We start from the raw sequence: 25,925 nt of genomic DNA, 5'->3' as shown, positions 1-25,925 counted from the left end.
AGTTATTCAGTTTCACTAGGGTTTTCTTTATTAAAATCGCTAACAACAGTTGCAATTACAGTATCTATTCGTTCTTTATCAATATCGTATTTTGGGTTTAAACCTTTTTTCTCTGGAAAAGTTTCTATAGTAACCGTAGTAGAAGGAAAAGCAAAATCTACCCCTAATTCTTTCGCTAATTTTACGATTGCTATATGCAATCTGTGTTTAGAAGACTGCTCTACTCCCCAAGTTAAACTCTTAAAATACACATTTACCATAATCAATAAAGCAGAATCTCCAAAACCTGTAAACTCTACATTATAAGAGTCAGAACGAGTCTCTGGATGTGCAATAATAATTTCCCTTACACCTTTTACAAAAGCTTCTATTAATTCTGGAGGTGTATCATAACGCAAACCTAAGTTTGTATTGTAACGTCTAAATAAACGCAAGCCTTTATTATTGATAACCAATTCAGACAATCTACTATTTGGTATTTGATAAATAGAAGTATCTGCTGCACGTACTTGTGTAGACCTAAACCCTACTCTTTCTACAGTACCCACAACTTCACCTGCTTCAATCCAATCATCTATATGAAAAGGTTTATCAAGAAAAATCATAATGGTACCAATTAGGTTTTTTACAGTGTCTTGAGAAGCCAACGCAAATGCCAAACCTCCAATAGTTGCACCAGCAATCATTGTTGTAGTATCTACACCAAAAAGAACTAATAATTTTAATACACCAGCTACAAGAACCAAACCTGTTAAGAAACTATGTAAAATAGGTACTAATTGATCATCTAATCTACCATGAGTTCTCTCTGTAAACTCTGCATAAATACGCATTACAACTTGCACTAATTTTAAGAAAACATAAATCCAGAAAACTGTTTCTGCAATATTTAAAGCTAAAAACACCCATGTATTTGTGGTTAACCCAAATTGTAAGGATGGAAAAACTTTATCTATAAAGGTTAACGTAACCAATAAACTTATTGGATGCGCCAATTTCTTAATCACTTTATTAACTTCAAAATTAGTGTTTTTGGTAATTTGATGTTGTAATTTTAGTAGTAGAAAAAAAGCGAATCTCTTTGCTATTAAAAAAATAAAATACCCTAGAACAAGCATTAATAACAAACCTGCTATTTGCCAAAGCTCTAAACCTACTATTTTTTTTCGTCCAGAAACAGGAATTAATTTCTGTAATTTTTGAATATACCAAGGGTACACCTCTTTGTATAAACTTTCTATTTTTGTTATTGTTTCTGTTGAGTAATACCAATTATTACCTATTTTTTCTACATAAATCTGAGGCATCCTTTCAGGAAAAATTACATATTTAGAATAAGAAGAATACCCTACAGTATCTTTATAATTAGGACTAGTAGGAATCTTGTTCATATCTACATATAAACCTTTACCATCTAAAACTTGTTTTATTTTAATTGCTTTTTCAACTGCTTTCTCTTTAGAGAATCCTAAAATAGTTTTCGCAGCTTTTTCAGGCTCGTAAGAATCTGATTGTAAAAAATATAAATGTGTATAAATGGTAGCGTGAGGGTTACTCAAATCTACACGAATACTATCTTGTGCTATGGTAAATGTTGGTAATAAAAAAAGGAGCCACAAAAATTTTTTCATCTTTTTTTCTTAAAATTGTGTTAAACAGAAATACAAATTTAAACCTTTTCCTTTTTTAAGTGTCAAAGATGTGTAATTATTAAATAACAAAAAAAAAAAATGAAAAACATAGTAACTATTTTAGTATTTGTATTAGCTTTTACATTTACTGCGCAAGCGCAAAAAAAAGGAGGAAAACCTTCTGCTGAAAAGATGCTTAAAAAAATAACAAAAGATTTAAGTTTATCAGAAGATCAACAAAGTAAAATTAAACCTTTATTAGAAGGACAAATGGCTGATAGAAAAGCTGCGATGGAAAAAAGAAAAGCCACACAAGAGTCTGGAGAAAAACCTAGTAAAGAAGAGCGCAAACAATTAAATGCTGATAGAAAAGAAAAAGCTGCTACTTTCAATACTGAAATGGCAAGTATTCTAGACAAAGATCAATTTGCTAAGTTTGAAGCAATGGCTAAGGAGAAAAAAGGAAATGCTAAAAATAGAGTTAAAAAACAAAAAAATTAAAAATTTTATGTAACTAGTTTTGGGTTGATTAGTTTATTAAAAAACTCGGTTTCTTTATTGAAACCGAGTTTTTGCTTTTTAAACACTTTTTATCTGTTAAATACTTGTTAAACAAAAAATTACATTAAACCTTTTTATTTATAAACAGTCAAAGAAGTATAAAACAAAACATTAAATTTATATAGATATGAAAAAATTAGCAAGCATCTTAGTATTAGTTTTTGCAGTAACATTTACTACACAAGCACAGAAAAAAAGACAAGGAAACGGAGAAAGAATCTCTAAATTATCAATAGAACAACATGCTTCTTTAGCTGTTAAAAAAATGTCACTAACTTTAGATTTATCTAAAAATCAACAAGAGCAAATTAAACCTCTTTTGATGGCTCAAATGGCAGAAAGAAAAGCGTCTATGGCAAAAAGAAAAGCGAATAGAACAGCCAACAAAAGACCAACAGCAGATGAAATGTATGCTATGCAAAACAAGCAATTAGATAATAAGATTACCATGAAAAATCGTATGAAAGACATTTTAGATAAAGAACAACTGGTAAAATTTGAAGAAATGCAAAAAGCCAGAGGTAAAATGGCGATGAATAATAGAAAAGGATCAAAAAATAAAAAAGGGAATAAAAAAGGAAATAAAACTCAACAAGGAAAGTAAACTAGTTTTGGTTGATTAGTTGATTGAAAAAACCCGATTTCTTAATTGAAATCGGGTTTTTGTGTATATAACGAATTGGTGTTTTGCGTTAGGGATTGAACGGTCTGTTTGAGCTCTTTTTTGTGTTTACAAAAAAAGCGAGTAGTGAAAGCCCGACCTTGTGTAACGCCCAAAATTTACTCTTTAAACCAACTTGAGTATTTTACATAATTGTTAGCAATTCTATCTATCTCACCAGAAATTAATTCTTGAGAAATATCTTTTACTTTTTTAGCAGGAACTCCAGCATAAATACTTCCACTTTTTACGTGCGTATTTTTAGTGACTACTGCTCCTGCAGCAATAATTGAGTTAGATTCTACCACACAATCGTCCATAATAATGGAGCCCATACCCACCAAAACATTGTCGTGAATTGTACAACCATGTACCATGGCATTGTGCCCAATGGAAACGTTATTACCTATTGTTGTAGGCGATTTTTGATATGTTGCGTGTATAACTGCCCCATCTTGAATGTTGACTTTATTACCAATTTTTATATAATGCACATCGCCACGAATTACTGCATTAAACCAAATACTACATTCTTTACCTAGAGAAACATCGCCAACAATAGTTGCGTTTTCTGCTACATAACAATCTTCTGGTATTTGTGGGTGTTTTCCTTGTACGGATTTTATTAGTGCCATTTTTTAAGTTCTAAAATTGAACTATAAATTTACTTAAAATATGACAATAAATTTCCTTTTTGAGAGGCAGAAACTAAAATTTCTTTTCCGTTAGAAACAATTACGCTTCCTCCTTTTCCTTTTTTATATTTGGTAATGGCATTTACATTTACCAAATACGATTTATGAATTCTTGCAAACGTATATTCGGTTAAGGCTTCTTCGAAATATTTTAAGGTTTTACTTACTAATTTCTTTGAGTTAGCCAAATGAATTTCGGTATAATTATCGTCTGCTTTACAGAAAACAATATCGTTGATATCTAAAACTTCAAAACCGTCTTGTTGCGGAATGGTTATTTTACCCGTTGCAGAATTTGCTTTTGGTGCTAATATTTGATTTTGTAGCTGGTTTTCTTTTTCCTTAATTTCGGTAACAATATTTACTGCTTTTATAAGTTCGTCTATAGAAATTGGTTTTAGTAAATAGTAACTTGCATGACTATTTAAGGCTTCTATTGCATAATGATCGTACGCGGTTACAAAAACAGTTTCAAACGTTCTGTTTTCTACTTTTTCTAACAAATCAAACGCATTACCAAAAGGCATTTCTACGTCTAAAAACACCAAATCTAATTCGTGTTCTTTAATTAATTTGTAACCATCATCAATATTACTTGCTTCGCCCAACAACTGAACATTAGGGCAGTATTTACCAATATAATTTCGCAGAATATCTCTACTTATTTGTTCGTCTTCTACAATAATTGCTTTTAATTTCATAGACTTATTTATTTTTTTTGAAGCTATTTCCTGCTTTCCGCACTCGCTTTTTTAATTCTGAAAAAGAATTAAAAAGAGCTCAAACAATTGCTCCAATCAGGGCTAAACTTATTTGTCAACTTTTTTAATATTAATAAATTAAAGAATATTTAAAAGCCAATTATAGATTCCTGCCTACGCAAAAATGACAAACTATTCTCAATCTATATCTTATTTCTTGATTAAAGAAGTAAAGCTTATTTGGCTAAAAACTGTAATTGAGTACTGTTTTACTGTTACTGAAAACTGCGACTGACTACTTCTTTTTCAATAACAACTCAACCTTAGTTCCTTCTCCGTTTTCTAAAACATTAGAAACAACCACAGAAATTCTGTCTTTATACATATCATTTAAAATAGCAATTCTATTTTTTATGTTATTCATTCCTTTTGATTGCTGTTTCAGTTGATTTTTGGTCTTTAATTCTTGTGATCTCTTTCTTCCTATTCCGTTATCTTTTATGATAACCGAAACCGTTTCATTGTCTTTTTTAGCAAATGAAACCTCTAAACTCCCAACGTCTTTTCTGTATCTTAATCCATGCCAAATGGCATTTTCTATATAAGGTTGTAGCAGCATCGGCGGAATAGAAAACTGTTCTAAATTGATGTTTTCATCTACAGAAATTTGATACTCGAATTTTTCCTTAAAACGATTATGCTCTAACTTTACATACAATTCTAGTAATTCTATTTCTTTTGTTAAAGGAATAAAATCTTCATCAGAATTTTCTAAAACGGCACGCATTAAAGCCGAAAATTCTGATAAATATCGGTTAGCATTCCGTTCGTCATTTACTGCAATAAAACTGTTAACGGAGTTTAAAGCATTAAAAATAAAATGCGGATTCATTTGAGAGCGCATCGATTTTAATGCCAATAAATTATTTGCTAATTTTTGTTGTTTGATATTTCTAAACATAAAATACGCCAACAAACTCATCAATAAAAAACCACCTATTAAACTATAAATAATTAATCGTTGTCTTTGATTACTTTCTTCGGATAATTTTTGATCTATATACGCCAAACTAATTTTACTTTCTGCCAATTCTTTGTCTTTTTCTAAACTAGAAATTCGGTTTTGATTGTCTGAAATTTTCTTAGAAAAACGTTTTACTTGCTGAATTTCTTGCTCTTTTTGTATGTAAGATTCATCTACCAATTGTACATAATCTTGGTAACTTTTTAATGCTTTGTCATAGTCACCAACCGTTGCATACACTTCAGATAATTTTCTAGTAGCATCTTTTTCTATAGTAATATCCTTTTTTTCATCCGCATCTTTTTTACTTTTTTCTAAAAACGGAATTGCATTTTGATAGTCTTCTTTTAAAATATAGGCGTTACCAATTTTATAGTTTATTTTTTGAGAAGTAATAGAATCTGGTTCATAATTTAACTTTTTTTCTGATGTTTTGTTTTTCTCAGCTTTTAAAAGACTTTCTTTTCGTAATTTAATTTCATCATCAAATTGATTTGATTTATTATAAAAATCGGCTACTTTTTCTTCTTCTTCTAAAGCTCTATTTACGTTTTCTTTTGTAGCTAGATCTAACGAGTTTTTAAACTGAATATTTGCTTGAGTAATATTTCCTTCGGATGCAAAAACAGTTGCCAACTTAGAGTTTAAATCTGTAATTTTTGGAGTTACTAAGTTTTCTTTAGCAATATTTAAAGATTGCTGATAATACTTTTTTGCCTCTGAATATTTTTTCAATGAAAAAACAACATCTCCCAAACCTTCTAAAACAAGAATCCGTTCATAATTACTCAGTTTTTGCTTTTCTAATTCAGCGTATGTTTTTTTACTTTCACTAAAATCTTTTAATAAAAACTGAGCATTAGCCAATGCGATCTTTGTTGCCGTATTTTCATTTATCTGAATAGAAAGTTTGTAATTATTTACAGCTAAATCATATTGTTTCCAATACAAATAAATATCTGCTAGTGTTTTATAAGAAACTGAATTTCGTTGCTTAGATTCCTTATTTTGTAACGTTTTTTCTACAAAAGACAAACTTAGATCGATGTCTTTTTTCTTATAAAAATTAGCTGAATCTAAATATTGATGATAATAATCTGGTGCTTTTATCGATTTCTCTTTTCGAGAACTTTTACTCATAATAAGTTCTCTTTGTGACTCCAAGCCTTCTACCAAAATTTTAATTTCTTCATCCGATTTTATCGTATAATAAACCGTTTCAAAATCCGGATTCGAAACTCTTAGTTGGTCTCCTACTCTAGCTTTAATTAAATAACAACTTCTAACTTCATCATAATTAAAATACTTTCCGCTTACAAAAACCTCTGCATTTTTAATATAGTCTCCAGAATCTTTATTTTCTACAACAACCTTTACATCGAATTGATTGGTTTGGAAATCTGTATTTATTTCTTGTGCAGAAACAGCTACAAATAAGCAGATAAAAAGTCCCGTTATGTAATTTTTTAAAATCATTCTGTTATTTAATACTGTAAACATACACACAAAAAAGCATCCAAAAAAATGGGAATTCCTTTAATATGTCCATTTTCTCAATTAAAAATAAAGTGTTACTCAATTTGTATTCTCATTCACTCAATCAAAAGGAGGTTTCACTCATTATCGGTTTTATAAGAAGAAAGTTGGTGTTAATATTGACCTATCAAACGCAACCAACCTTTTAATCATTTATAAAACCTAAAAACAAATCTATTATGAAAAATTCAGTATTAAAAGTCGTATCAGTGCTACTCTTATTTGTAACCACAAATTATTTTGCAACAGACAAACCATCAACAGAAAAAGTAGAAAAGCAAACCATTAAAGTTGCATTATTGCTAGACACCAGTAGCAGTATGGATGGATTGATAAACCAAGCAAAAGCACAACTTTGGGAAATTGTAAACGAGCTTTCTTATGCTAAATATGGCGTTCAGAAACCTAATTTAGAAATTGCTTTGTATGAATATGGTAATTCTAGATTATCCTCTAGAGAAGGGTATATAAAACAAGTACTACAGTTTAGTAACGATTTAGATGAAATTTCTGAAAAACTTTTCTCTTTAACCACAAATGGCGGAAACGAGTTTTGCGGACAAGTAATAAAGACGTCCTTAAACGAACTATCTTGGGGCGAAAATAAAAACGATTTAAAGCTAATTTTTATTGCTGGTAACGAACCTTTTACACAAGGAAAAATCAATTATAAAGAAGCTATTACAGATGCAAAAGAAAAAAATGTAATTATCAATACCATTTTTTGTGGTAATTATTCAAACGGAATTTCTGGAATGTGGAAAGATGGTGCTGATATAGGTGGTGGCGATTATATGACAATAAATCAGGATAAAAAAATTGTACATATTGTAACTCCTTATGATGACGATATTCTTATTCTAAACAAAAGATTAAACAAAACCTATATTTATTATGGCAACAAAGGATATTCTAAATTTTCTTCTCAGAAAGAACAAGATATGAATGCGGAGTCTTTAGACGAAGTGGTTATTGTAAAAAGAGCAGTTAGTAAAAGTTCTCGTTTGTATGATAACTCTAGTTGGGATTTGGTAGATGCTGATAAAAAACAGCAAGTAGATTATGGAAAAATTAAAAAAGACAAACTACCTAAAGATTTGCAAAATAAATCGGAAGCCGAAATAAAAAGTTATGTAAAAACCAAAGCTAAAGAACGTACCGAAATTCAGCAAAAAATTAAAGAACTAGATACTAAAAGAAGAAAATTTATTACTAAAAAACAAAAAGAAGGCACCAAAAAAGATGAATTGAATAACGTTATGATAAATGCCATTAAGAGACAAGCTAAATCTAAAAATTATTCTTGGTAAAAGGTAATACTGTAGTTATTTAGCGGAGCCACACAGAGCATTCCACAGAGATTCACAGGAAAAAAACAATGACTTTCTCTGTGAATCTTTGTGTAATAATTATTTTGTTTAGTTTAACAAAGAATTTTAGATAGTTATAGAAACCACCAAACCTTCATTACTCCTAACATTAAAAACAGTCTCGTCTTCAAAAATTAAATACTGTCCTTTTATTCCAACTAATTTACCTTTATAAGTTGGTGTTTTAATCAAGTTTAAACTTTTAGGCTTTTCTGGATATTTTATAACTGGAAAATTAATATGTGTTTCAGAATTATTTTCGATAAAGTATTCTTTTGCTTCTTCTGGTATAAATTCTTTTAATTTTTCTCGCCAAGCTACCAAATCCACATCTTCAATATCATTTTTTAGCATTTTACGCCAATTGGTTTTATCGGCTACATGGTCTTTTAAAGCAACCTCGGTAATACCTGCTAAATATCTATTGGGAGCTTCCAGAATTTCAATTGCTTCGTGTGCTCCTTGATCTATCCAACGTGTTGGCACTTGCGATTTTCTTGTTACGCCCACTTTTACATTGCTAGAATTTGCCAAATACACAATATGTGGCTTTAATTGTACCGCTTGTTCATACGCTAAATCTCTATCTTCTATCCCTAAATGTGCTTTGCTTAATTCCGGCTTCATAATCCAATCTGCGGCACTCGGAATTTCAAAAAAACAAGATTTACAAAAACCTTGTCGATAAATTTTCTTTTCTAAACCACAGTTTAAACATTCATAAGTTACAAAATTGATGGTTATTTCTTTATTTATTAACTGATTCATGTTTATAAAATCAGTTTTCATATCTAAATAATACTGAATTTGTTCTGCATTTTCAGTCATCATTTTTTTTAAAACTCCTTGGTAAATCATCGCACAAATTTTAGTATTTTTAAACTTTGGTTTTAAAACAGTACTTGTTCTAAAATCCTTTAAAACAAACTTACGATTTTCTATGGCTTTTCAAATTATCAATTCTATAATTTCTTGGTTTTTAAAGAAACGAAAACATCAAATAGAGTTATTTTTAAAATATCCTATTGATGTTCAAAATGAATTACTTCTAAAGCTTGTAAATTCTGCAAAAAACACAGAAATTGGTAAAAAATATAACTATGCCAACATAAAAAACCATAGAGATTTCACTAAAAATGTTCCTATTCAGAAATATGAAACTTTTGAACCATTAATAGAACGTTGTAGAAAAGGCGAACAAAATTTATTCTGGCCAACAGATATTAAATGGTTTGCAAAAAGTAGCGGAACCACCAACGCAAAAAGTAAATTTATACCTGTTTCTGATGAAGCTTTAGAGTATTGCCATATGAAAGCCGGTAAAGATATGTTGTGTTTATACATTAATAATAATGAAGACACACAACTTTTTACAGGTAAAGGATTGCGCCTAGGCGGAAGTTCGGATGTTTACCAAGACAACAATTCTTATTTTGGAGATTTATCTGCAATTATTATAGAAAACATGCCTTTTTGGGCAGATTTTAGCTCTGCTCCTAGTCAAGAAGTGGCTTTAATGAGTGACTGGGAAACAAAAATGGATGCCATTATTGATGAAACTATCGATGAAGATATTACAAGTTTAGCAGGTGTACCAAGTTGGATGTTGGTACTGCTAAACCGTATTTTAGAAAGAACTGGAAAAGAGCATATCTTAGAAGTTTGGCCTAACTTAGAAGTGTATTTTCATGGAGGTGTAAATTTTAATCCTTACAGAGAACAATACAAAAAAATCATTCCAAAAAAGAATTTTAAATATTACGAAATTTACAATGCCTCAGAAGGTTTCTTTGCGATTCAAGATAGAAATAACTCCAAAGAATTATTGCTAATGTTAGATTACGGAATCTTTTATGAATTTATTCCGATGAGTTCATATAAAGGAGAAAATTCTAAAACTATAACACTTTCTGATGTTAAAAAAGACATCGATTACGCTTTAATTATTACTACAAACGGAGGCTTGTGGCGTTATTTAATTGGTGATACCATTCGTTTTACCTCTTTAGAACCTTATCGAATTAAAATTACGGGACGCACAAAACATTATATAAATGTTTTTGGGGAAGAACTAAATATAGAAAATGTTGAAGATGCCTTAAAGCTAGCCTGTGAAAAAACAACAGCTACTATTTCTGATTATACCGTAGGTCCCATTTTTATGGAAGGTAAAGAAAAAGGTGGACATGAATGGATTATAGAATTCAGTAAAAAACCAAAATCTATTGGTTATTTTTCTGAAATACTAGACAATGCATTAAAATCTATTAATTCAGATTATGAAGCTAAACGCTATTTAAATATGACTTTAATGGCTCCAAAAGTGCACCAAGTAGAAGATGGTTTATTTTATAGTTGGTTAAAACAAAAAAACAAACTAGGAGGCCAACATAAAGTACCTAGATTATCTAATACAAGAGATTTTGTAGAAGAATTATTAGTCTTAAAAAATTCTTAATATTATTTTTCATTCTTAGCTGATAGGCATGATTTTTGATGATTAAATCAAAAAAATATCTATACCTAAAAACATAAAATGATTAAAAAAATTACTTTTATTTTTTTCCTTTTGTTTCTAAACTTTACTGCAAGTTCCCAAATTCTTACTATTCTAAACAAAGAGACTAAAGAACAATTAGAGCAAGTAACCATATTTAACAAGTTAACCAATGACTACGTTACTACTAATGGAAAAGGACAAGCGGATATTAGTGATTTTGAAAGCGCTGAAAAATTAGAAATTCGATTTTTAGGTTTTAAAACACAATTTAGAAGTTATCAAGCTTTAAAGAAAAATAACTTTATAGTAAAACTTACTCCAACTATTTTAAAAATAGATGAAATTGTTATTTCAGCTACAAGATGGAAACAAAAAACATCTGATTTAGCCTCTAAAGTTAGTGTTATATCGCCAAAGGCAATACAATTAATGAACACACAAACGGCAGCAGACTTACTTACTGTTTCTGGTAAAGTTTTTATGCAAAAAAGTCAACAAGGAGGAGGAAGCCCAATGATAAGAGGTTTTGCAACCAACAGATTATTATATACGATTGATGGAGTTCGAATGAATAACGCCATTTTTAGAGCGGGTAATCTTCAAAATGTAATTTCTTTAGACCCTTTTGCTATTGCAGAAACCGAAATAATTTTTGGGCCAGGTTCTGTAATCTATGGCAGTGATGCTATTGGAGCAGTAATGAGTTTTAAAACTTTATCTCCAAGTTTATCTTTAGATGATGAAACTCTAATTACAGGAAATGCGTTTACCCGATTTTCTTCTGCAAATGAAGAAAAAACCTATCATGCCGATTTTAATTTAGGCTATAAAAAATGGGCATTTGTTACCAGTTTGAGCTATAATGATTATGGCGATTTAAAAATGGGTAGTAATGGTCCGGATGAATATTTAAGAAATGTATATGTAGAAAGGCAAAATAATGAAGATATTGTAATTACTAATAAAAATCCAAAAATTCAAACGCCTACTGGTTACACACAAACCAACTTGATGCAAAAAGTGAGGTTTAAACCAAGTGAAAAATGGAACTTCGAATATGGTTTTCATCTATCGGAAACTTCTAGTTATTCTAGATATGATAGACATTTAATGACTAAAGACGGAAATCCTAAATATGGAGAATGGAGCTACGGCCCACAAAAATGGATGATGAATAATTTTGAAATCAACAAAAAAGGAAATAGTACTTTTTATGATGATGTTACTTTAAGACTAACCTATCAAAAATTTGATGAAAGTAGAATAAGTAGAGATTTTAATGACGATCAAAGAGAAACAAGAACAGAAAGAGTAGATGCTTATTCTACTAACCTCGATTTCTTTAAAAGTTTAAATAGAAAAAGTAAATTATTTTACGGAGCAGAATATGTTTATAATGACGTAAACTCTACAGGAGTTAATACAGATATTTCTACTAATATTTCTCAAGCTGGACCAAGTAGATATCCAGATTCTAATTGGTCTTCTTTAGGTTTTTATGTTTCTAACCAGTATAATTATTCTAAAAAATGGGTTTTACAATCTGGTTTGCGTTATAATTTTTACAGTTTAAATGCAACTTTCGATACTACTTTTTACGATTTTCCTTTTACAGATGCAAATATAAGTGATGGCGCTTTAACTGGTAGTTTAGGTTTGGTTTTTAGACCTGAAGATGATTGGTTATTAAGCACTAATTTCTCTACAGCTTTTCGCTCACCCAATGTAGATGACGTTGGTAAAGTTTTCGATTCGGAACCTGGTTCTGTTGTGGTACCAAACCCAGACTTAAAAGCAGAATATGCTTATAATATCGATGTTTCTGCAGTAAAAACATTTGGCGATTACTTAAAAATTGAACTTACCGGTTTTTATACTAATTTAAAAGATGCCATGGTACAAAGAGATTACACTTTAAATGGTGAAACTGAAATGATTTATGATGGTGAATTAAGTACAATACAAGCAATTCAAAATGCTGCTGTTGCTAATGTATATGGTTTTCAAACAGGCTTTGAGGCTGAATTAGGAAATGGAATTGGTTTATCTTCTACAATTAGTTATCAAAAAGGAGAAGAAGAATTAGACAACGGAGACACCAGTCCTTCTAGACATGCTGCTCCTTGGTTTGGTACCACACGTCTTACGTATAATGCTAGTAAGTTAAAAGCCCAATTATACGCAGATTATAGTGGCTCTGTTGCTTATGAAGATTTACCTGATAGTGAAAAAGCAAAAGATTATATCTACGCAATTGATAAAAACGGAAACCCATACTCTCCTTCTTATATAACATTAAACTTAAAAACGTCTTATAGATTTACTGATAATTTACTAATATCTACAGGATTAGAGAATATTACAGACAAGCGTTACAGACCTTATAGTTCTGGAATTGTTTCTCCCGGTAGAAATTTTGTAATTTCTTTAAAAGCTAATATTTAAAAGTATAGTAAACTATATTTTACGTTCTACTACGTAATCTATCATGGTGAAAAGAGACTTTTTATATTCAGATTCTGGATAGTTTTCTAAAATAGCTAATGCCTTATTTTTATAATCATTCATTTTAGCGGTGGTATATTCTATTCCTCCATTACCTTTAACAAAAGTAATTACCTCTTTAACTCGTTTTTTATCTTTATTGTGCTTTTTAATCGAATTGATTAACCATGCTTTTTCTTTTTTAGAACAAGTATTTAAGGTATGAATTAAAGGTAGCGTCATTTTCTGCTCTTTAATATCAATTCCTGTAGGTTTTCCAATTTTTTCATCAGAATAATCAAACAAATCATCTTTAATCTGGAAGGCAATACCAATATATTCTCCAAATTTCCGCATTTGTTGTACTGTATCATTATTAGCGCCAACAGAAGCTGCACCAATACCACAACAAGCAGCAATTAAAGTCGCTGTTTTTTTACGAATAATATCAAAATAAACATCTTGTGTAATGTCTAACTTTCTTGCTTTCTCTATTTGAAGTAATTCGCCCTCACTCATTTCTCGAACGGCAATAGAAATTAGTTTCAGCAAATCGAAATCTTCATTATCTATGGATAATAATAATCCTTTTGAGAGTAAAAAATCTCCAACCAGAACCGCAATTTTATTTTTCCAGAGTGCATTAACAGAGAAAAAACCTCTACGTCTATTGCTATCATCTACCACATCATCGTGCACCAAAGTTGCCGTATGTATTAGCTCTACTACAGAAGCACCTCTATAAGTTCTCTCATCAAAACCTCCATCAGAAACCATTTTTGCTACCAAAAAGACAAACATTGGTCGCATTTGTTTTCCCTTTCTACGAACAATATAATAGGTAATTCTGTTTAAGAGTGGAACCTTAGACAACATAGAATCTTTGAATTTTTCTTCAAAGAGTTCCATCTCATTCTTAATGGGAAGTTTTATAAGTTCTACTGGTTTCATTTTACGAAAAATAATTTCGAAGCAAAAATAATAGATTAATAATAAAAACACTGTTTTAAATAAAAAAACAATAATTTTACAACAAAATTCACCTATTTATTAAGACTAAAAAGACAATGAGAAAAGCATTTATCTATTTAATTATTTTATTTCTATTTCAAAACGTAATTTTTTCGCAAGAAACAATGCTTTGGAGAGATATTGACATTCAAAAATTTGGAAAAGAAACTATCTACAAAAATTTAAAAGGCGACAAATTAAAAGGTACATTTAAAATTGCTAAACGAGATGGATCTTATTCTAAAATTTCATTTACTGATGGAATCATTTTTAATAAGCGAATAAATTATGACAGTAATGGCAATTTAATTTCTGAAGTAAATTATAAAAATGGTCTTAAAGATGGAGATTTTACTACTTATTTTGAAGATAAATCTATAGAACAAAAAGGAAATTTCTCTTCTGGAAAAAAATCGGGAGAATGGATTACCTATAATAAAGAAGGAGAAAAAATAGCTAAAGAAAACTATAAAAATGATTTAAAAGATGGAATCTTTTGGAAAAAATCTAAATATAGAAGAAACACAGAAAAAAATATTATCAATCAAGAAGAATATCAAAATGATATTCCTAAAGGTACTTGGTTTAGTAAAATTGAAGGAAAAAACCTTCTTTTTGAAAAAAAATATACGACTCCAAAAACGTATACTTTTAAAGCATATCATACAAATGGAAATATAAAATATATCCAAAATTATAAAGAAGGTAAAAAGGATGGTTATTGGTTTGAAAAAAATGATGAAGGTATCTTAAAATGGGAAAAAACATATCTTTCTGAAGGAGACTATACAGAAAAAAGGTTTTATGACGATGGTACTTTACAATCTAAAAAAACTTATAAAGATAGACGTGTAGATGGTGAATATGTTCAATATAATAAAGAAGGAGAAAAAACAAAAGTAGAGTTTTTTAAAAATAACAAAAGACACGGCAAGTGGTTTAGACAGTATTCTAGAGGTAATGTTTACTTAGAAGAATATAATTTAGGAGAGCCTAGTGGAAATTGGTTTGAGAAAGATAAAGATGGAAACATTACCTACGAAAAATCTTACAAAGACCCTAAAAGTTATTCTTATAAGAGATATCATATAACAGGAAAATTAAAAGAATCTGGCACCTATGTAGACGGAAAATTAGAGGGAGATTATTTTAAATATAATGTTAACGAAATGATTTTGGTAAAGCGATTCTATGAAAAAGGGAACCCAATTAATTTAGAATCTTATTTCGAAAATGGAAATAAAAGAGAAATTATAAAAAGAATAGGGAAATCTGACAATGCTACTGTAGAAATATATAATAGTGATGGTATATTAATTAAAAGCGGTACTTTTTTTAAAAAATACAAGAATGGATTGTGGAAGTTTTTTGATTCTAAAAAAGGTAGATTATTAGAAGAGATTACGTACGAAAATAATTACAAACATGGACTTTACAAAAAGTATAACGCAGCAAATACCGTTTCTATAGAAGGTAATTACGCTAATAATGATAAAGATGGTATTTGGAAATATTATAGTTTGGCAGGAGATGTAACTCAAGAAATTCTTTATAAACTAGGCAAAAAAATATCAACAAAAACTTTTGATTAAATTTAGTTCTAAAAAAAGACAAGAAAATTAAATGTAGTTTATTGTATTTTTAGTTGGTAATTTTAAGCACGTAATAATTATAAATCGACCTATTTTTCTAGACAAATTAAACTTATTTAATAAGTTCTAACTTTTAAATTTCTATTATCTTCGAATTTAAAACTTACAAACTAAATTACTATGCAAGACATTAATTTTCCGGTTACTTTTGAATTTAAAATATCTACACTAGCCAATGATTTTACTGCAAAAGATAGCAGCGGAAAACCTATTGCTTATGTGCGTCAGAAAATGTTTAAACTTAAAGAAGACATTAGCATTTATGAAAACGACACAAAAGCTAAATTAAACTACAAGATTAAAGCGGATAAATGGTTAGATTTTTCTACCGCATATTCCTTCTATGACAAAAGTGATAAAGAGTTTGGAAAAGTAGCAAGAAAAGGATGGAAATCTCTTTGGAATGCTCATTATGAGATTATCGATCAGCATCAAAAAAAACAATACGTTATAAACGAGAAAAACCCTTGGGTAAAAGTTTTAGACTCTATGCTTGGTGAAATTCCTGTTTTAAGTTTTTTTACTGGGTATCTTTTTAACCCAACATATTTGGTAAAAAACCAACAAGGTAAAACTGTTGTAGAGCTTAAAAAATTAAAATCTTTCTTTGGTAAAAACTTTGAAGTTTCTAAAATAGGGGAACTTGATAGTGATGATGACGACAGAGTTATGTTGTCTTTAATGATGTTTGTTTTATTAGAAAGAAGAAGAGGTTAGACATAATATTTTAAAACATAAAAAAAGAGCTAAACAGATTATAATATCTATTTAGCTCTTTTTTATTTTATTTCTTAATGATATACTCTAAATAAAATATTAAGATTTATTTGCCAATTGCCCACAAGCTGCATCGATATCTTTACCTCTACTTCTTCTTACATTTACCGTAATATCATTCATTTCTAAATTAGAAATATAATTGTTAATTGCAGACGGACTTGCTTGTTGAAACTCTCCGTCATCAATTGGGTTGTATTCTATTAAGTTAATTTTACAAGGCACCGCTTTACAAAATGCTACCAAGGCTTTAATATCTTCTTTTCTATCATTAATGCCTCCCCAAACAATATATTCGTAGGTAATTGCTCTTCCTGTTTTTTCATACCAATATTCTAAAGATTCTTTTAAATCTTTTAAAGGAAAATTGACATTAAATGGCATAATAGAAGTTCTAACTTCATCTATTGCAGAGTGCAAAGAAACCGCTAAATTGAACTTAGCTTCTTCATCTGCCATCATTTTTATCATTTTTGGCACTCCAGAGGTAGAAACGGTAATTCTTTTAGATGACATGCCTAAACCTTCTGGAGATGTAATCATCTCTATAGATTTCATTACGTTTTTATAGTTCATAAGAGGTTCTCCCATACCCATAAAAACAATATTTGTTAGTTTTTTGTCATAATACAATCTACTTTGTTTATCAATTACCACAACCTGATCATAGATTTCATCTGGGTTTAGATTACGCATTCTTTTTAAACGTGAAGTTGCACAGAATAAACAATCTAAACTACACCCAACCTGACTAGAAACACAAGCTGTTGTTCTTTTTTCTGTAGGAATTAAAACTGACTCTACAATTAAACCATCGTGTAATTTAATTCCGTTTTTTATAGTTCCATCCTTACTTTTTTGCATAGAATCTACTTTGATATGGTTAATTACAAAGTTAGCTTCTAACATTTCTCTAGTTTCTTTAGAAATGTTTGTCATAGCCTCAAAGGTATGTAAAGACTTACTCCAAAGCCATTCATAAACTTGATTTCCCCTAAAGGCTTTGTCGCCATTTTCTACAAAAAAATCGCGTAATTGTTCTTTGGTTAAGGCTCTTATGTCTTTCTTTTTATCCAAGTTTTCTAGTTTTTAAAGTAACGTTGCAAAAATACAACATAATTTGAAGTAATTACTATTGTTAACTAATAGGCTGCGTTAGCGATTGAAGTGGCATCCTTTTTATAACCTTTTTAAATATGCGTCATTGCGAGGCACGAAGCAATCTCTTTCGGATAATGAGATTGCCACAGTTTACAAAAAAGTAAACTTCGCAATGACAGTTATAAAAAGATATAGTGTAAAGCGCGACCTTTTTAGGGAACGCCAAAAAAAAACTGACAATTGTAATAACTGTCAGTTTTAGTTTTTCAATTTATAATTGAATTATATAATTAACATAGCGTCTCCGTATGTAGAGAATCTATATTTTTCTTTAATTGCTACTTTATATGCTTCCATTACAAAATCATAGCCTCCAAAAGCGGCTGCTTGCATTAATAAGGTAGATTTTGGTGTATGAAAATTAGTAATCATTGCAGTTGCAATACTAAACTCATGAGGAGGGAAAATAAATTTATTTGTCCAACCTGTAAACCCTTTTAACTCACCTTTAGAAGAAACAGAAGATTCTATAGCTCTCATTACAGTTGTACCTACAGCACAAACTCTTCTTTTTTCTTTTTTAGCTTTGTTAATTTTATCTGCAGTTGCATCTGAAATATCAATTTGCTCAGAATCCATTTTATGCTTAGACAAATCTTCTACCTCTACGGGGCTAAAGGTACCTAAACCAACATGTAACGTAGTTTCTGCAAACTCAACTCCTTTAATTTCTAAACGTTTAATTAAATGTTTAGAAAAGTGTAAACCTGCAGTTGGCGCTGCTACTGCTCCTTCATGCTTTGCATAAATGGTTTGGTAACGTTCATCATCTAACGGTTCTACATCTCTACCAATTGCTTTTGGTAATGGAGTTTGACCTAATTCTAATAATTTTGCTCTAAACTCATCATAAGGTCCATCAAATAAGAAACGTAAAGTTCTTCCTCTAGATGTTGTATTGTCTATTACCTCAGCAACTAAACTATCATCATCACCAAAAAATAATTTGTTCCCGATTCTAATTTTTCTTGCTGGATCTACTAAAACATCCCACAATCTATTTTCTGCATTTAGTTCTCTTAATAAGAAAACTTCTATTCTTGCACCTGTTTTTTCTTTGTTACCATACATTCTTGCAGGAAAAACCTTGGTGTTATTTAACATCATAACATCACCTTCATCAAAGTAATCTATAACATCTTTAAATAACTTATGCTCTATAGTTTGTTCTTTTCTGTTTAAAACCATTAAACGAGACTCGTCTCTATGTTCAGCAGGATATTTTGCTAACAATTCTTCTGGCAATTCAAATTCAAAGTGCGATAATTTCATATATATATTTGCTTATAACCGCGCAAAGATACGATATCGGAATAGGCGTTGTCAAGTGTTTGACCGTTTATTTATAGTTTATCTATTTTAATACCAATTTGTTGCATGTCATCCCAAAACTTTTGATACGATTTTGTAACCACTTCTGCATTTAATATATTGATAGGAACTTTAAAAGCTAAAGGTGCAAATGCCATAGCCATTCTATGATCGTTATAGGTTTTTATAGAAATATTTGAGTTTATTTCTGATGAAACTTCTAAATGCAAACTTGTATCTGTTACAGAAATTGCAGCTCCTAAATTGGTTAACTCATCATGTAAAGCGACTAACCTGTCTGTTTCTTTTATTTTTAACGTGTGTAAACCTGTTAAATTACACGCAATATTTTCTGCAAAACAAGTTACTGCAATAGTTTGTGCAATATCTGGAGCATTTTTTAAATCTATTTCTAAAGTCGCTTTCTTAGTTTCTGTTATTTTTTTCAGGGTGATAAAATTCTCGCCGAAAATAGTTTCTACACCAAAATGTTGATAGATTTCTGCCAAACAAGAATCTCCTTGTAAGCTTTCTTTTTTATAGGCTGATAAAGAAATTTCTGATCCTATTTCTGCCAAAGCAGCAATAGAATAAAAGTAACTTGCAGACGACCAATCTGATTCTACTACAACGGTTTGTTTTTTGATTGCTTTTTTAGGCAATACTTTAATAAAGTTTCCTCGAAAGCTTGTTTCTATTCCTAATTGATTTAACAAACTCAAGGTCATGTTTATGTAAGGAACTGAGGTGATTTTACCGATTAACTCAATTTCTAATCCGTTTTCTAGTTTAGAAGCAATCAATAACATCGAAGAAATATACTGGCTACTTACGTTACCATTAATTTGTACTTTCTCTTTTGTAATTTTAGATCCTTTAATTCTAATTGGAGGATACCCTTCTTTAGCTTCGTAAGAAATAGTTGCTCCTAAATCTTGCAAAGCATTTACCAAGATTTCAATAGGTCTATTTTGCATTCTCTCAGAACCCGTAAGAACCACTTCTCTACCTTCCTTAACAGCAAAATAAGAAGTTAAAAAACGCATTGCGGTACCTGCATGACCAATATTTACAACTTCTTCTTTTGTAGAAAGTGCATGTTGCATGTGCACAGAATCGTCTGAATCTGATAAATTTTCTATAGAAAGTTCTGGAAATAAATTTTGAAGAATTAACAGCCTATTCGATTCACTTTTAGAACCCGAGATTGTTATTTTCTCATTAATCTTTTTATTATTTACAACATTTAATAATATATCCATCTCCGTGAGTTCTATAAATTGATTTTTTTAACAAAGTGCCAAAGTTACTACTCAAAAGAGTTTTAACAAAGCTTCTTTGCAAGAAAAAATTAGTCTCCCGCAGATTGCGTAGATTTAAGCAGATTTTTCTTTTCTGTGCTAATTAGCAAAATCTGCGGGAGAAATTACATACTAACTTTAAGAATCAATAGAAATATCACTCTTTAAATCCAATTCGATTGCATTTTCTAAATCTTGTAAATGTTGTTTCCTTACTTTTAACTTTGTTTCTGCATGTGCTTTCTTATTTAGTTTAGCAAACATACCTGCTACTTTAATTGCGGTTGGTAATAAATGACTTTCAGGTGCAATCATGTCTAAAAACCCAGCCTTTACAGCATCTTTAGGATTATAAATTTCAGCATTATTTACACTTCTATTTACATACACTTCAGACAATCTAGCTTTTGCAATTGCAATACCAGCATTATGCATGGTCATACCAATCATCACTTCATTTAATCCGATTTTAAAATCGCCTTCTACCCCAATTCTATAATCTGCAGAAAGCAATAAAAAGGCTCCTTTTGCAATGGCATGACCAGAACACGCAATAATAATAGGCTGCGAAAAAGACAACATTCGCAATGATAATTGAGACCCTTTTGTAACCAACTCTTTAGCTGCTTCTGGTGATTTTGTCATCACTTTTAAATCGAATCCTCCAGAGAAAATTCCGTTTCTACCTGTAAGAATTACTACTTTATTTTCTGTTGCTGCTTTGTCTAAACTCGCATTTAACCCTGCTATTACTCCATGAGAAATGGCATTTGCTTTTCCGTTATTTATCGTAATTAAAGCATAATTTTCTTCTGATTTATAATTGACAAATTCGTTCATTCTTTTGATTTTGAAACAAGTTACAATAAAATTTATAATTGAACATTAATTCTATTTTCAGGGCTCCTTTCAGGTCAGATTTTATGCTTACCTCTTTTTTAAAACTATCATTGCAAAATTTACTTTTTAGTAAACTGTAGCTATCTCATTTTAAGAAAGGGATTGCTTCGTACCTAGCAAAAACGACAATTAAAAAAGAATTTGCAGATTAAAATGTAAAGTAATTACGATTTCGATAAAATATTAAAGCATAAGTAATATCACTTGTAGCTATCTAGATACACTAACTACATTTTAAACGAACGGTTTTAGGTATACTAAAATTTTGTCTTACTAACATTCTCTAATTCATTAATTATTAGCTATTATTTGTTTATTTTTGCCGAATTAAACAATTTAAAGACTTCTTTAACCGTTTTACGAAACACAAAATATCATACTATCTTTCACTTAAGAAGTAGTAAAATATATGGATAAAATTAAAAAACTATTTTTTTCTTTTCAGCAAGGATTTTCTTTTCTTTTTCTACTAAAATGGACATTTATCTGCTTACTTATAGGCGCATTAACGGGTAGTACTTCTGCTGTTTTTTTGTGGTCTTTAGAATGGGCAACAAATTATAGAGAAGCAAACCAATGGATTATTTGGCTACTACCTGTTGGGGGTTTTATTATTGGTTTATCTTATCATTATTATGGAGAAAGTGTTGTAAAAGGAAACAACTTATTGTTAGAAGAATTTCATTCTCCTAAAAAAGTAATTCCTTTTAAAATGGCTCCTTTGGTTTTTTTAGGTACTGTACTTACTCATTTATTTGGTGGCTCTGCAGGTAGAGAGGGAACTGCTGTACAAGTTGGTGGAGCCATTGCAGATCAGTTTACAAAAGTTTTTAAACTCTCTGATTTAGATAGGAAAATTGTATTAATTGCGGGTATAAGTGCAGGTTTCTCCTCTGTCTTTGGAACTCCTTTGGCAGGTGCTATTTTTGCATTAGAAGTAATGGTGATTGGAAGAATAAAATTTGATGCCATTTTACCTAGCTTTCTTGCAGCTGTTTTTGCAAATTATTTTTGTGTTGTTTGGCAAATTTCTCATCACACACATTATACCATTTCTACCATTACTGCTTTAACTCCAGCAAGTATCTTATGGTCTTTATTAGCAGGTATAATTTTTGGGTTGGCAGGTATGTTGTTTTCTAAATCTACGCACTTTTGGGGTGTTTTATTTAAAAAGCAGGTTAAATATCCTCCGCTTCGCCCAGTAATTGGTGGTGTCATTTTAGCTGTAATTGTATTCCTTATGGGAACCACAAAATACATTGGACTAGGTGTACCAACTATTGTAGATGCTTTTCATATAGATATGAATTCTTATGATTTTTTATTAAAAATACTATTCACATCCTTTACTTTAGGAGCAGGATTTAAAGGAGGTGAAGTAACTCCGTTATTTTATATTGGTGCTACGCTAGGAAATGTTTTAATATGGTTTATACCTTTACCAATGGGCTTATTAGCAGGAATGGGATTTGTTGCAGTTTTTGCAGGCGCAACAAACACACCTATTGCTTGTACAATTATGGGAATTGAATTATTCGGAATAGAATCGGGAGTTTTTATTGCCTTGGCTTGTACAACCTCTTATTTATTTTCTGGACACTCCGGTATTTATAGCGCTCAAATTATTGGAAGCCCAAAAAATATGTTTTTTAACAACGAAAAAGGACTAACCCTTACTGAAATTGATAATCAACACAATAAAGATTAGTCCTTAAAAACTTATTAAAAGTAAATAAATTACAACTCTAACTCATCTACATCTATCCAATTTTTCTTTTGTACCACAATTCCTTTATCTAGAATAACAACTCCGGGATTTGCTCTAATTACAGTTTTTAAGGTAGTTTCATCACAGAATAAAAAATCAAACGGTAAGTTATATTTCTCTTTAGTCAGAATTAAATCGTCTGTAAATGATGCAGACACTCCGTAAACAGTATATCCTTTTTCTTTTGCCTTCGTAGCTGCTTCTTTAATTGCCGGAAACCCATCTTTATCTACTTTATCTAAGTTATAAATAATCACCAACATTACTTTTTCTTTCTTCAATAACTCAGGAGCTAAATCTGCTTGTTCATCTTCTAGCATAAAATCATGTACTGGCGGAATTTCTCCATCCTCTTTATACTTCATTCCCTCCGGAATACTTTTACCAATTGCATATGGTCTAAAATCTATAATAGGCAAATGCGTTAAAACATGTTGCACAATAAATAAGAAACCGGCCAATGATAAAAATGTAATTACTTTTGGAATTTTCCCAGCAAAAATAGGCTTTACGTGTTTTGCTCCTACTACTAAAATAAGTACCAATCCAATTAAAACTATATTTTTATAGAAGGTTCCCCAAGTAGATAATTTTACAGCATCTCCAAAACAACCACAATCGGTTACTTTATTATAATACGCAGAGTACCAAGTTAAAAACAGAAAAACGAGCATTAAAGCGAACAAACTAAAAATAGTGATTTTTGGTTTGTAACCAATTAAAATCATAACACCCAATAATATTTCTGCAACTATTAAAAGTATTGCAAATGGCAATGCATACGGAATTAAAAACTCCATATTTAAAACATCCGCAGAAAAATACTCTTGAAACTTATATTGAGAACCTATTGGATCTACCAATTTTACAAAGCCTGAAAACACAAATAAGGCTCCTACTAAAATTCTTGAAATTTGAACTACTATTTTTGAAATCATAATTTCTCTATTTTTAATTGATGTTGTTTATTTTCATTAATTGTTAAATAATAAATAGCAAAAAAAAGTCTTCTTGTAATACTTGCATACTCTTTTGGTGTAATCTTATAGAGAGATGAAGCTGCTACAGCAAAATTTATACTATTAGAAATATACGCGCTTTTATATGTTTCTTTAAAATACTCATCTTTACTGCTATTTTCTTTTAAAAATTGAAAATATTTTCCCAAAACATTTATATTATAATGTTCTTCTTTTATAAATTTAAAACCTTTAGAAACCCGGTTTTCTTTTGGTACAATTACCCAAATTTCTTTAAAGAATGAAGTGTCTATATTTTTATATAATTTTTGTTGATTGGTATAATTAATTTTTAGTTTACTTCTAGAATCATCCAAAAAATTCTTTACACTTTTTTTTGTAAAAGCTTGATAATTTTCTGGTTTAGTTAAACTATTATCTAAACAAATTTCGCTTTCAAAAAAATCAACAATTTTAACCAAATCTTTTAATTCATTGTCTGTAAAGAAATTTGATAACATTTCATCGGATTTCATTTCCTTATAAGTTGGAGATTCTTTTTCAGAACAACTTATAAAAAGTAAAATAGATAATAAGAAAACTAACTTTTTCATAAACTTACATTTAAAACTTCTCGATACAAATACTCACTTTTCAATAAAGGGATTACTTCGTTACTAGCAATGAAGAGAACTTTGTTACTTTTAACTTTTTTTACCCCAAATGAATCAATGCAAAAACTGCGTAATTAATCATGTCTTGGTAATTCGCATCAATTCCTTCAGAAACCAATGTTTTACCTTTATTATCTTCAATTTGCTTAACGCGTAATAATTTCTGTAAAATTAAATCTGTTAAACTAGAAACACGCATATCTCTCCAAGCCTCTCCATAATCATGATTTTTATTCATCATTAATTCTTTGGTAATTTTGGCATGTTTATCATACAAAACTGTGGCTTCTTCCGTATTTAAATCGGGGTTAGCAACTACTCCATTTTCTAACTGAATTAACGCCATTATAGAATAATTGATGATTCCTATAAATTCAGATTTCTCCCCTTCATCCACTTTTCTAACCTCATTTTCTTGTAATTGACGAATTCTTTGCGCCTTAATAAAAATCTGATCTGTTAAAGATGGTAACCGTAAAATTCGCCACGCAGAACCATAATCACTCATTTTTTTTATAAATAAACTCCTGCATTCTTCAATTACAGCATCGTATTGTTTAGATGTATCTTGCATTTTCTCTTGTTAAAAAGTATTTGTTCAAAAATACTAAATCCTATAGGCATTTCATTAATTTTACCAAAGAATTTTAAAACGTATAAAGTTGAAAAAAATTGTTGTTTTTTGTGGCTCAAGCTTAGGTTTTAACCCAATTTATAAAGAAGCCGCCGTAGCATTAGGAAATCATTTTGTAAACAACAAAATTGGTTTGGTATATGGAGGCGGTAAAATAGGAATGATGGGCGCCATTGCCGATACAATTCTAGCTCATAACGGCGAAGTTATTGGTGTAATTCCTAAATTATTAGAAAAAGAAGAAGTTGCTCACTCTGGTGTTGAAGAAATGATAGTTTGTAATACAATGAGCGAACGTAAAGTAATAATGAGCAAATTAGTAGACGCTTACATTGCATTACCAGGAGGTTTTGGCACCTTAGACGAGTTGTTTGAAGCACTTACTTTAGGACAACTACATATTGAACAAAAACCTGTAGGACTCTTAAATGTAAACGGTTTTTTTGATGCTGTTTTATTGCAATTAGATAAAATGATAGCAGAAGGTTTCTTAAAACAAACCAATAGAGACATGTTAATAATTGGTACTTCCGTAGAAGATTTAATGCAAAAAATAAACACTTACAAAGCACCAAAAATTAGTCACATAATAAATAAAGTAGTTAGTTAGC

Annotated in this window: 22 protein-coding genes; 9 read left to right on the top strand and 13 right to left on the bottom strand. The window is 30.0% G+C overall.

What is annotated here, in order from left to right; translation table 11 throughout:
- Positions 1 to 2 precede the first annotated feature (2 nt).
- Positions 3 to 1,631: a mechanosensitive ion channel family protein gene (locus JOP69_RS15415; protein ID WP_203391797.1), complete on the bottom strand. Its 1,629-nt coding sequence runs from the start codon at positions 1,629 to 1,631 to the stop codon at positions 3 to 5.
- Between the two features lie 99 nt (positions 1,632 to 1,730).
- Between JOP69_RS15415 and JOP69_RS15410 the strand changes: the two genes are divergently transcribed.
- Positions 1,731 to 2,132, top strand: coding sequence for a Spy/CpxP family protein refolding chaperone (locus JOP69_RS15410; protein WP_203391796.1), 402 nt, complete (start codon positions 1,731 to 1,733; stop codon positions 2,130 to 2,132).
- A 187-nt stretch (positions 2,133 to 2,319) separates the two neighbouring features.
- On the top strand, positions 2,320 to 2,796 hold the full coding sequence (locus JOP69_RS15405; protein ID WP_203391795.1) for a hypothetical protein: 477 nt from the start codon (positions 2,320 to 2,322) through the stop codon (positions 2,794 to 2,796).
- Between the two features lie 176 nt (positions 2,797 to 2,972).
- On the opposite strand, the gene JOP69_RS15400 is transcribed toward JOP69_RS15405, so the two are convergent.
- The 3 genes from JOP69_RS15400 to JOP69_RS15390 all read right to left on the bottom strand — a co-directional run bounded on the left by JOP69_RS15400 (position 2,973) and on the right by JOP69_RS15390 (position 6,749).
- On the bottom strand, positions 2,973 to 3,488 hold the full coding sequence (locus JOP69_RS15400; RefSeq protein ID WP_203391794.1) for a gamma carbonic anhydrase family protein: 516 nt from the start codon (positions 3,486 to 3,488) through the stop codon (positions 2,973 to 2,975).
- 29 nt (positions 3,489 to 3,517) lie between these two features.
- Complete coding sequence (locus JOP69_RS15395) at positions 3,518 to 4,249, bottom strand: LytTR family DNA-binding domain-containing protein (protein WP_203391793.1); 732 nt, start codon at positions 4,247 to 4,249, stop codon at positions 3,518 to 3,520.
- 295 nt (positions 4,250 to 4,544) lie between these two features.
- The gene (locus JOP69_RS15390; RefSeq protein WP_203391792.1) at positions 4,545 to 6,749 is read right to left on the bottom strand and encodes a histidine kinase; all 2,205 of its coding nucleotides are present in this window, start codon (positions 6,747 to 6,749) and stop codon (positions 4,545 to 4,547) included.
- Between the two features lie 239 nt (positions 6,750 to 6,988).
- On the opposite strand from JOP69_RS15390, the gene JOP69_RS15385 reads away from it, so the two are divergent.
- Positions 6,989 to 8,119, top strand: coding sequence for a vWA domain-containing protein (locus JOP69_RS15385; RefSeq protein ID WP_203391791.1), 1,131 nt, complete (start codon positions 6,989 to 6,991; stop codon positions 8,117 to 8,119).
- Between the two features lie 126 nt (positions 8,120 to 8,245).
- Here JOP69_RS15385 and JOP69_RS15380 read toward each other — a convergent pair whose 3' ends face one another.
- On the bottom strand, positions 8,246 to 9,037 hold the full coding sequence (locus JOP69_RS15380) for a DUF2797 domain-containing protein (RefSeq protein ID WP_203391790.1): 792 nt from the start codon (positions 9,035 to 9,037) through the stop codon (positions 8,246 to 8,248).
- Between the two features lie 82 nt (positions 9,038 to 9,119).
- On the opposite strand from JOP69_RS15380, the gene JOP69_RS15375 reads away from it, so the two are divergent.
- Together JOP69_RS15375 and JOP69_RS15370 are read left to right on the top strand one after the other, a co-directional pair.
- Positions 9,120 to 10,637, top strand: coding sequence for a GH3 auxin-responsive promoter family protein (locus tag JOP69_RS15375; RefSeq protein WP_203391789.1), 1,518 nt, complete (start codon positions 9,120 to 9,122; stop codon positions 10,635 to 10,637).
- Positions 10,638 to 10,715: 78 nt separating this feature from the next.
- Positions 10,716 to 13,124 carry a TonB-dependent receptor gene (locus JOP69_RS15370; protein ID WP_203391788.1) on the top strand — a complete coding sequence of 803 codons (2,409 nt, stop codon included), beginning with the start codon at positions 10,716 to 10,718 and terminating at the stop codon, positions 13,122 to 13,124.
- A 12-nt stretch (positions 13,125 to 13,136) separates the two neighbouring features.
- Here JOP69_RS15370 and JOP69_RS15365 read toward each other — a convergent pair whose 3' ends face one another.
- Positions 13,137 to 14,114 (bottom strand): polyprenyl synthetase family protein, encoded by a 978-nt coding sequence (locus JOP69_RS15365; protein ID WP_203391787.1) that lies wholly within the window; start codon positions 14,112 to 14,114, stop codon positions 13,137 to 13,139.
- Between the two features lie 116 nt (positions 14,115 to 14,230).
- On the opposite strand from JOP69_RS15365, the gene JOP69_RS15360 reads away from it, so the two are divergent.
- Both JOP69_RS15360 and JOP69_RS15355 read left to right on the top strand, forming a co-directional pair.
- Positions 14,231 to 15,766: a toxin-antitoxin system YwqK family antitoxin gene (locus JOP69_RS15360; protein WP_203391786.1), complete on the top strand. Its 1,536-nt coding sequence runs from the start codon at positions 14,231 to 14,233 to the stop codon at positions 15,764 to 15,766.
- Between the two features lie 180 nt (positions 15,767 to 15,946).
- Complete coding sequence (locus JOP69_RS15355) at positions 15,947 to 16,543, top strand: hypothetical protein (RefSeq protein ID WP_203391785.1); 597 nt, start codon at positions 15,947 to 15,949, stop codon at positions 16,541 to 16,543.
- A gap of 99 nt (positions 16,544 to 16,642) precedes the next feature.
- Here the strand turns inward: JOP69_RS15355 and rlmN are convergent, their stop codons facing one another.
- The 4 genes from rlmN to JOP69_RS15335 form a co-directional block, all read right to left on the bottom strand.
- Positions 16,643 to 17,680, bottom strand: a complete 1,038-nt coding sequence (gene rlmN, locus JOP69_RS15350; RefSeq protein ID WP_203391784.1) for a 23S rRNA (adenine(2503)-C(2))-methyltransferase RlmN — start codon at positions 17,678 to 17,680, stop codon at positions 16,643 to 16,645.
- A 306-nt stretch (positions 17,681 to 17,986) separates the two neighbouring features.
- The gene (gene queA / locus JOP69_RS15345) at positions 17,987 to 19,036 is read right to left on the bottom strand and encodes a tRNA preQ1(34) S-adenosylmethionine ribosyltransferase-isomerase QueA (protein ID WP_203391783.1); all 1,050 of its coding nucleotides are present in this window, start codon (positions 19,034 to 19,036) and stop codon (positions 17,987 to 17,989) included.
- Positions 19,037 to 19,107: 71 nt separating this feature from the next.
- The gene (locus JOP69_RS15340) at positions 19,108 to 20,337 is read right to left on the bottom strand and encodes a 3-phosphoshikimate 1-carboxyvinyltransferase (RefSeq protein WP_203391782.1); all 1,230 of its coding nucleotides are present in this window, start codon (positions 20,335 to 20,337) and stop codon (positions 19,108 to 19,110) included.
- 177 nt (positions 20,338 to 20,514) lie between these two features.
- Positions 20,515 to 21,216: a crotonase/enoyl-CoA hydratase family protein gene (locus JOP69_RS15335; RefSeq protein ID WP_203391781.1), complete on the bottom strand. Its 702-nt coding sequence runs from the start codon at positions 21,214 to 21,216 to the stop codon at positions 20,515 to 20,517.
- A gap of 469 nt (positions 21,217 to 21,685) precedes the next feature.
- On the opposite strand from JOP69_RS15335, the gene JOP69_RS15330 reads away from it, so the two are divergent.
- On the top strand, positions 21,686 to 22,987 hold the full coding sequence (locus JOP69_RS15330; protein WP_203391780.1) for a voltage-gated chloride channel family protein: 1,302 nt from the start codon (positions 21,686 to 21,688) through the stop codon (positions 22,985 to 22,987).
- 29 nt (positions 22,988 to 23,016) lie between these two features.
- Here JOP69_RS15330 and JOP69_RS15325 read toward each other — a convergent pair whose 3' ends face one another.
- The 3 genes from JOP69_RS15325 to JOP69_RS15315 all read right to left on the bottom strand — a co-directional run bounded on the left by JOP69_RS15325 (position 23,017) and on the right by JOP69_RS15315 (position 25,254).
- Complete coding sequence (locus JOP69_RS15325; protein ID WP_203391779.1) at positions 23,017 to 23,985, bottom strand: BT_3928 family protein; 969 nt, start codon at positions 23,983 to 23,985, stop codon at positions 23,017 to 23,019.
- Positions 23,982 to 24,620 (bottom strand): hypothetical protein, encoded by a 639-nt coding sequence (locus JOP69_RS15320; protein ID WP_203391778.1) that lies wholly within the window; start codon positions 24,618 to 24,620, stop codon positions 23,982 to 23,984. The genes JOP69_RS15325 and JOP69_RS15320 overlap by 4 nt, the downstream gene beginning before the upstream one ends.
- A 100-nt stretch (positions 24,621 to 24,720) precedes the next feature.
- A complete protein-coding gene (locus JOP69_RS15315) occupies positions 24,721 to 25,254 on the bottom strand; it encodes a DUF1599 domain-containing protein (protein ID WP_203391777.1) in 534 nt (177 codons plus the stop codon).
- 88 nt (positions 25,255 to 25,342) lie between these two features.
- Here JOP69_RS15315 and JOP69_RS15310 point away from each other — a divergent pair, with 88 nt between their 5' ends.
- Positions 25,343 to 25,924 carry a TIGR00730 family Rossman fold protein gene (locus JOP69_RS15310; protein WP_203391776.1) on the top strand — a complete coding sequence of 194 codons (582 nt, stop codon included), beginning with the start codon at positions 25,343 to 25,345 and terminating at the stop codon, positions 25,922 to 25,924.
- The last annotated feature ends 1 nt before the right edge of the window (position 25,925 follow it).

The organism is Polaribacter sp. Q13, assembly GCF_016858305.2.
Lineage (GTDB): Bacteria > Bacteroidota > Bacteroidia > Flavobacteriales > Flavobacteriaceae > Polaribacter.
Note: the sequence above shows the minus strand (reverse complement) of the source record. Positions and strands in the feature narration are given on the sequence as shown.

Bases quoted from the DNA above. Each gene is read 5' to 3' on its own strand.
- JOP69_RS15360 (WP_203391786.1), top strand. From the start codon at position 14,231: ATGAGAAAAGCATTTATCTATTTAATTATTTTATTTCTATTTCAAAAC.
- JOP69_RS15355 (WP_203391785.1), top strand. From the start codon at position 15,947: ATGCAAGACATTAATTTTCCGGTTACTTTTGAATTTAAAATATCTACA.
- JOP69_RS15365 (WP_203391787.1), bottom strand. From the start codon at position 14,114: ATGAAACCAGTAGAACTTATAAAACTTCCCATTAAGAATGAGATGGAA.
- JOP69_RS15380 (WP_203391790.1), bottom strand. From the start codon at position 9,037: ATGATTTACCAAGGAGTTTTAAAAAAAATGATGACTGAAAATGCAGAA.
- JOP69_RS15395 (WP_203391793.1), bottom strand. From the start codon at position 4,249: ATGAAATTAAAAGCAATTATTGTAGAAGACGAACAAATAAGTAGAGAT.
- JOP69_RS15315 (WP_203391777.1), bottom strand. From the start codon at position 25,254: ATGCAAGATACATCTAAACAATACGATGCTGTAATTGAAGAATGCAGG.
- JOP69_RS15415 (WP_203391797.1), bottom strand. From the start codon at position 1,631: ATGAAAAAATTTTTGTGGCTCCTTTTTTTATTACCAACATTTACCATA.
- JOP69_RS15385 (WP_203391791.1), top strand. From the start codon at position 6,989: ATGAAAAATTCAGTATTAAAAGTCGTATCAGTGCTACTCTTATTTGTA.
- JOP69_RS15320 (WP_203391778.1), bottom strand. From the start codon at position 24,620: ATGAAAAAGTTAGTTTTCTTATTATCTATTTTACTTTTTATAAGTTGT.
- queA (WP_203391783.1), bottom strand. From the start codon at position 19,036: ATGAAATTATCGCACTTTGAATTTGAATTGCCAGAAGAATTGTTAGCA.
- JOP69_RS15330 (WP_203391780.1), top strand. From the start codon at position 21,686: ATGGATAAAATTAAAAAACTATTTTTTTCTTTTCAGCAAGGATTTTCT.
- JOP69_RS15375 (WP_203391789.1), top strand. From the start codon at position 9,120: ATGGCTTTTCAAATTATCAATTCTATAATTTCTTGGTTTTTAAAGAAA.
- JOP69_RS15370 (WP_203391788.1), top strand. From the start codon at position 10,716: ATGATTAAAAAAATTACTTTTATTTTTTTCCTTTTGTTTCTAAACTTT.
- JOP69_RS15400 (WP_203391794.1), bottom strand. From the start codon at position 3,488: ATGGCACTAATAAAATCCGTACAAGGAAAACACCCACAAATACCAGAA.
- JOP69_RS15390 (WP_203391792.1), bottom strand. From the start codon at position 6,749: ATGATTTTAAAAAATTACATAACGGGACTTTTTATCTGCTTATTTGTA.
- JOP69_RS15325 (WP_203391779.1), bottom strand. From the start codon at position 23,985: ATGATTTCAAAAATAGTAGTTCAAATTTCAAGAATTTTAGTAGGAGCC.
- JOP69_RS15410 (WP_203391796.1), top strand. From the start codon at position 1,731: ATGAAAAACATAGTAACTATTTTAGTATTTGTATTAGCTTTTACATTT.
- JOP69_RS15335 (WP_203391781.1), bottom strand. From the start codon at position 21,216: ATGAACGAATTTGTCAATTATAAATCAGAAGAAAATTATGCTTTAATT.
- JOP69_RS15340 (WP_203391782.1), bottom strand. From the start codon at position 20,337: ATGGATATATTATTAAATGTTGTAAATAATAAAAAGATTAATGAGAAA.
- JOP69_RS15405 (WP_203391795.1), top strand. From the start codon at position 2,320: ATGAAAAAATTAGCAAGCATCTTAGTATTAGTTTTTGCAGTAACATTT.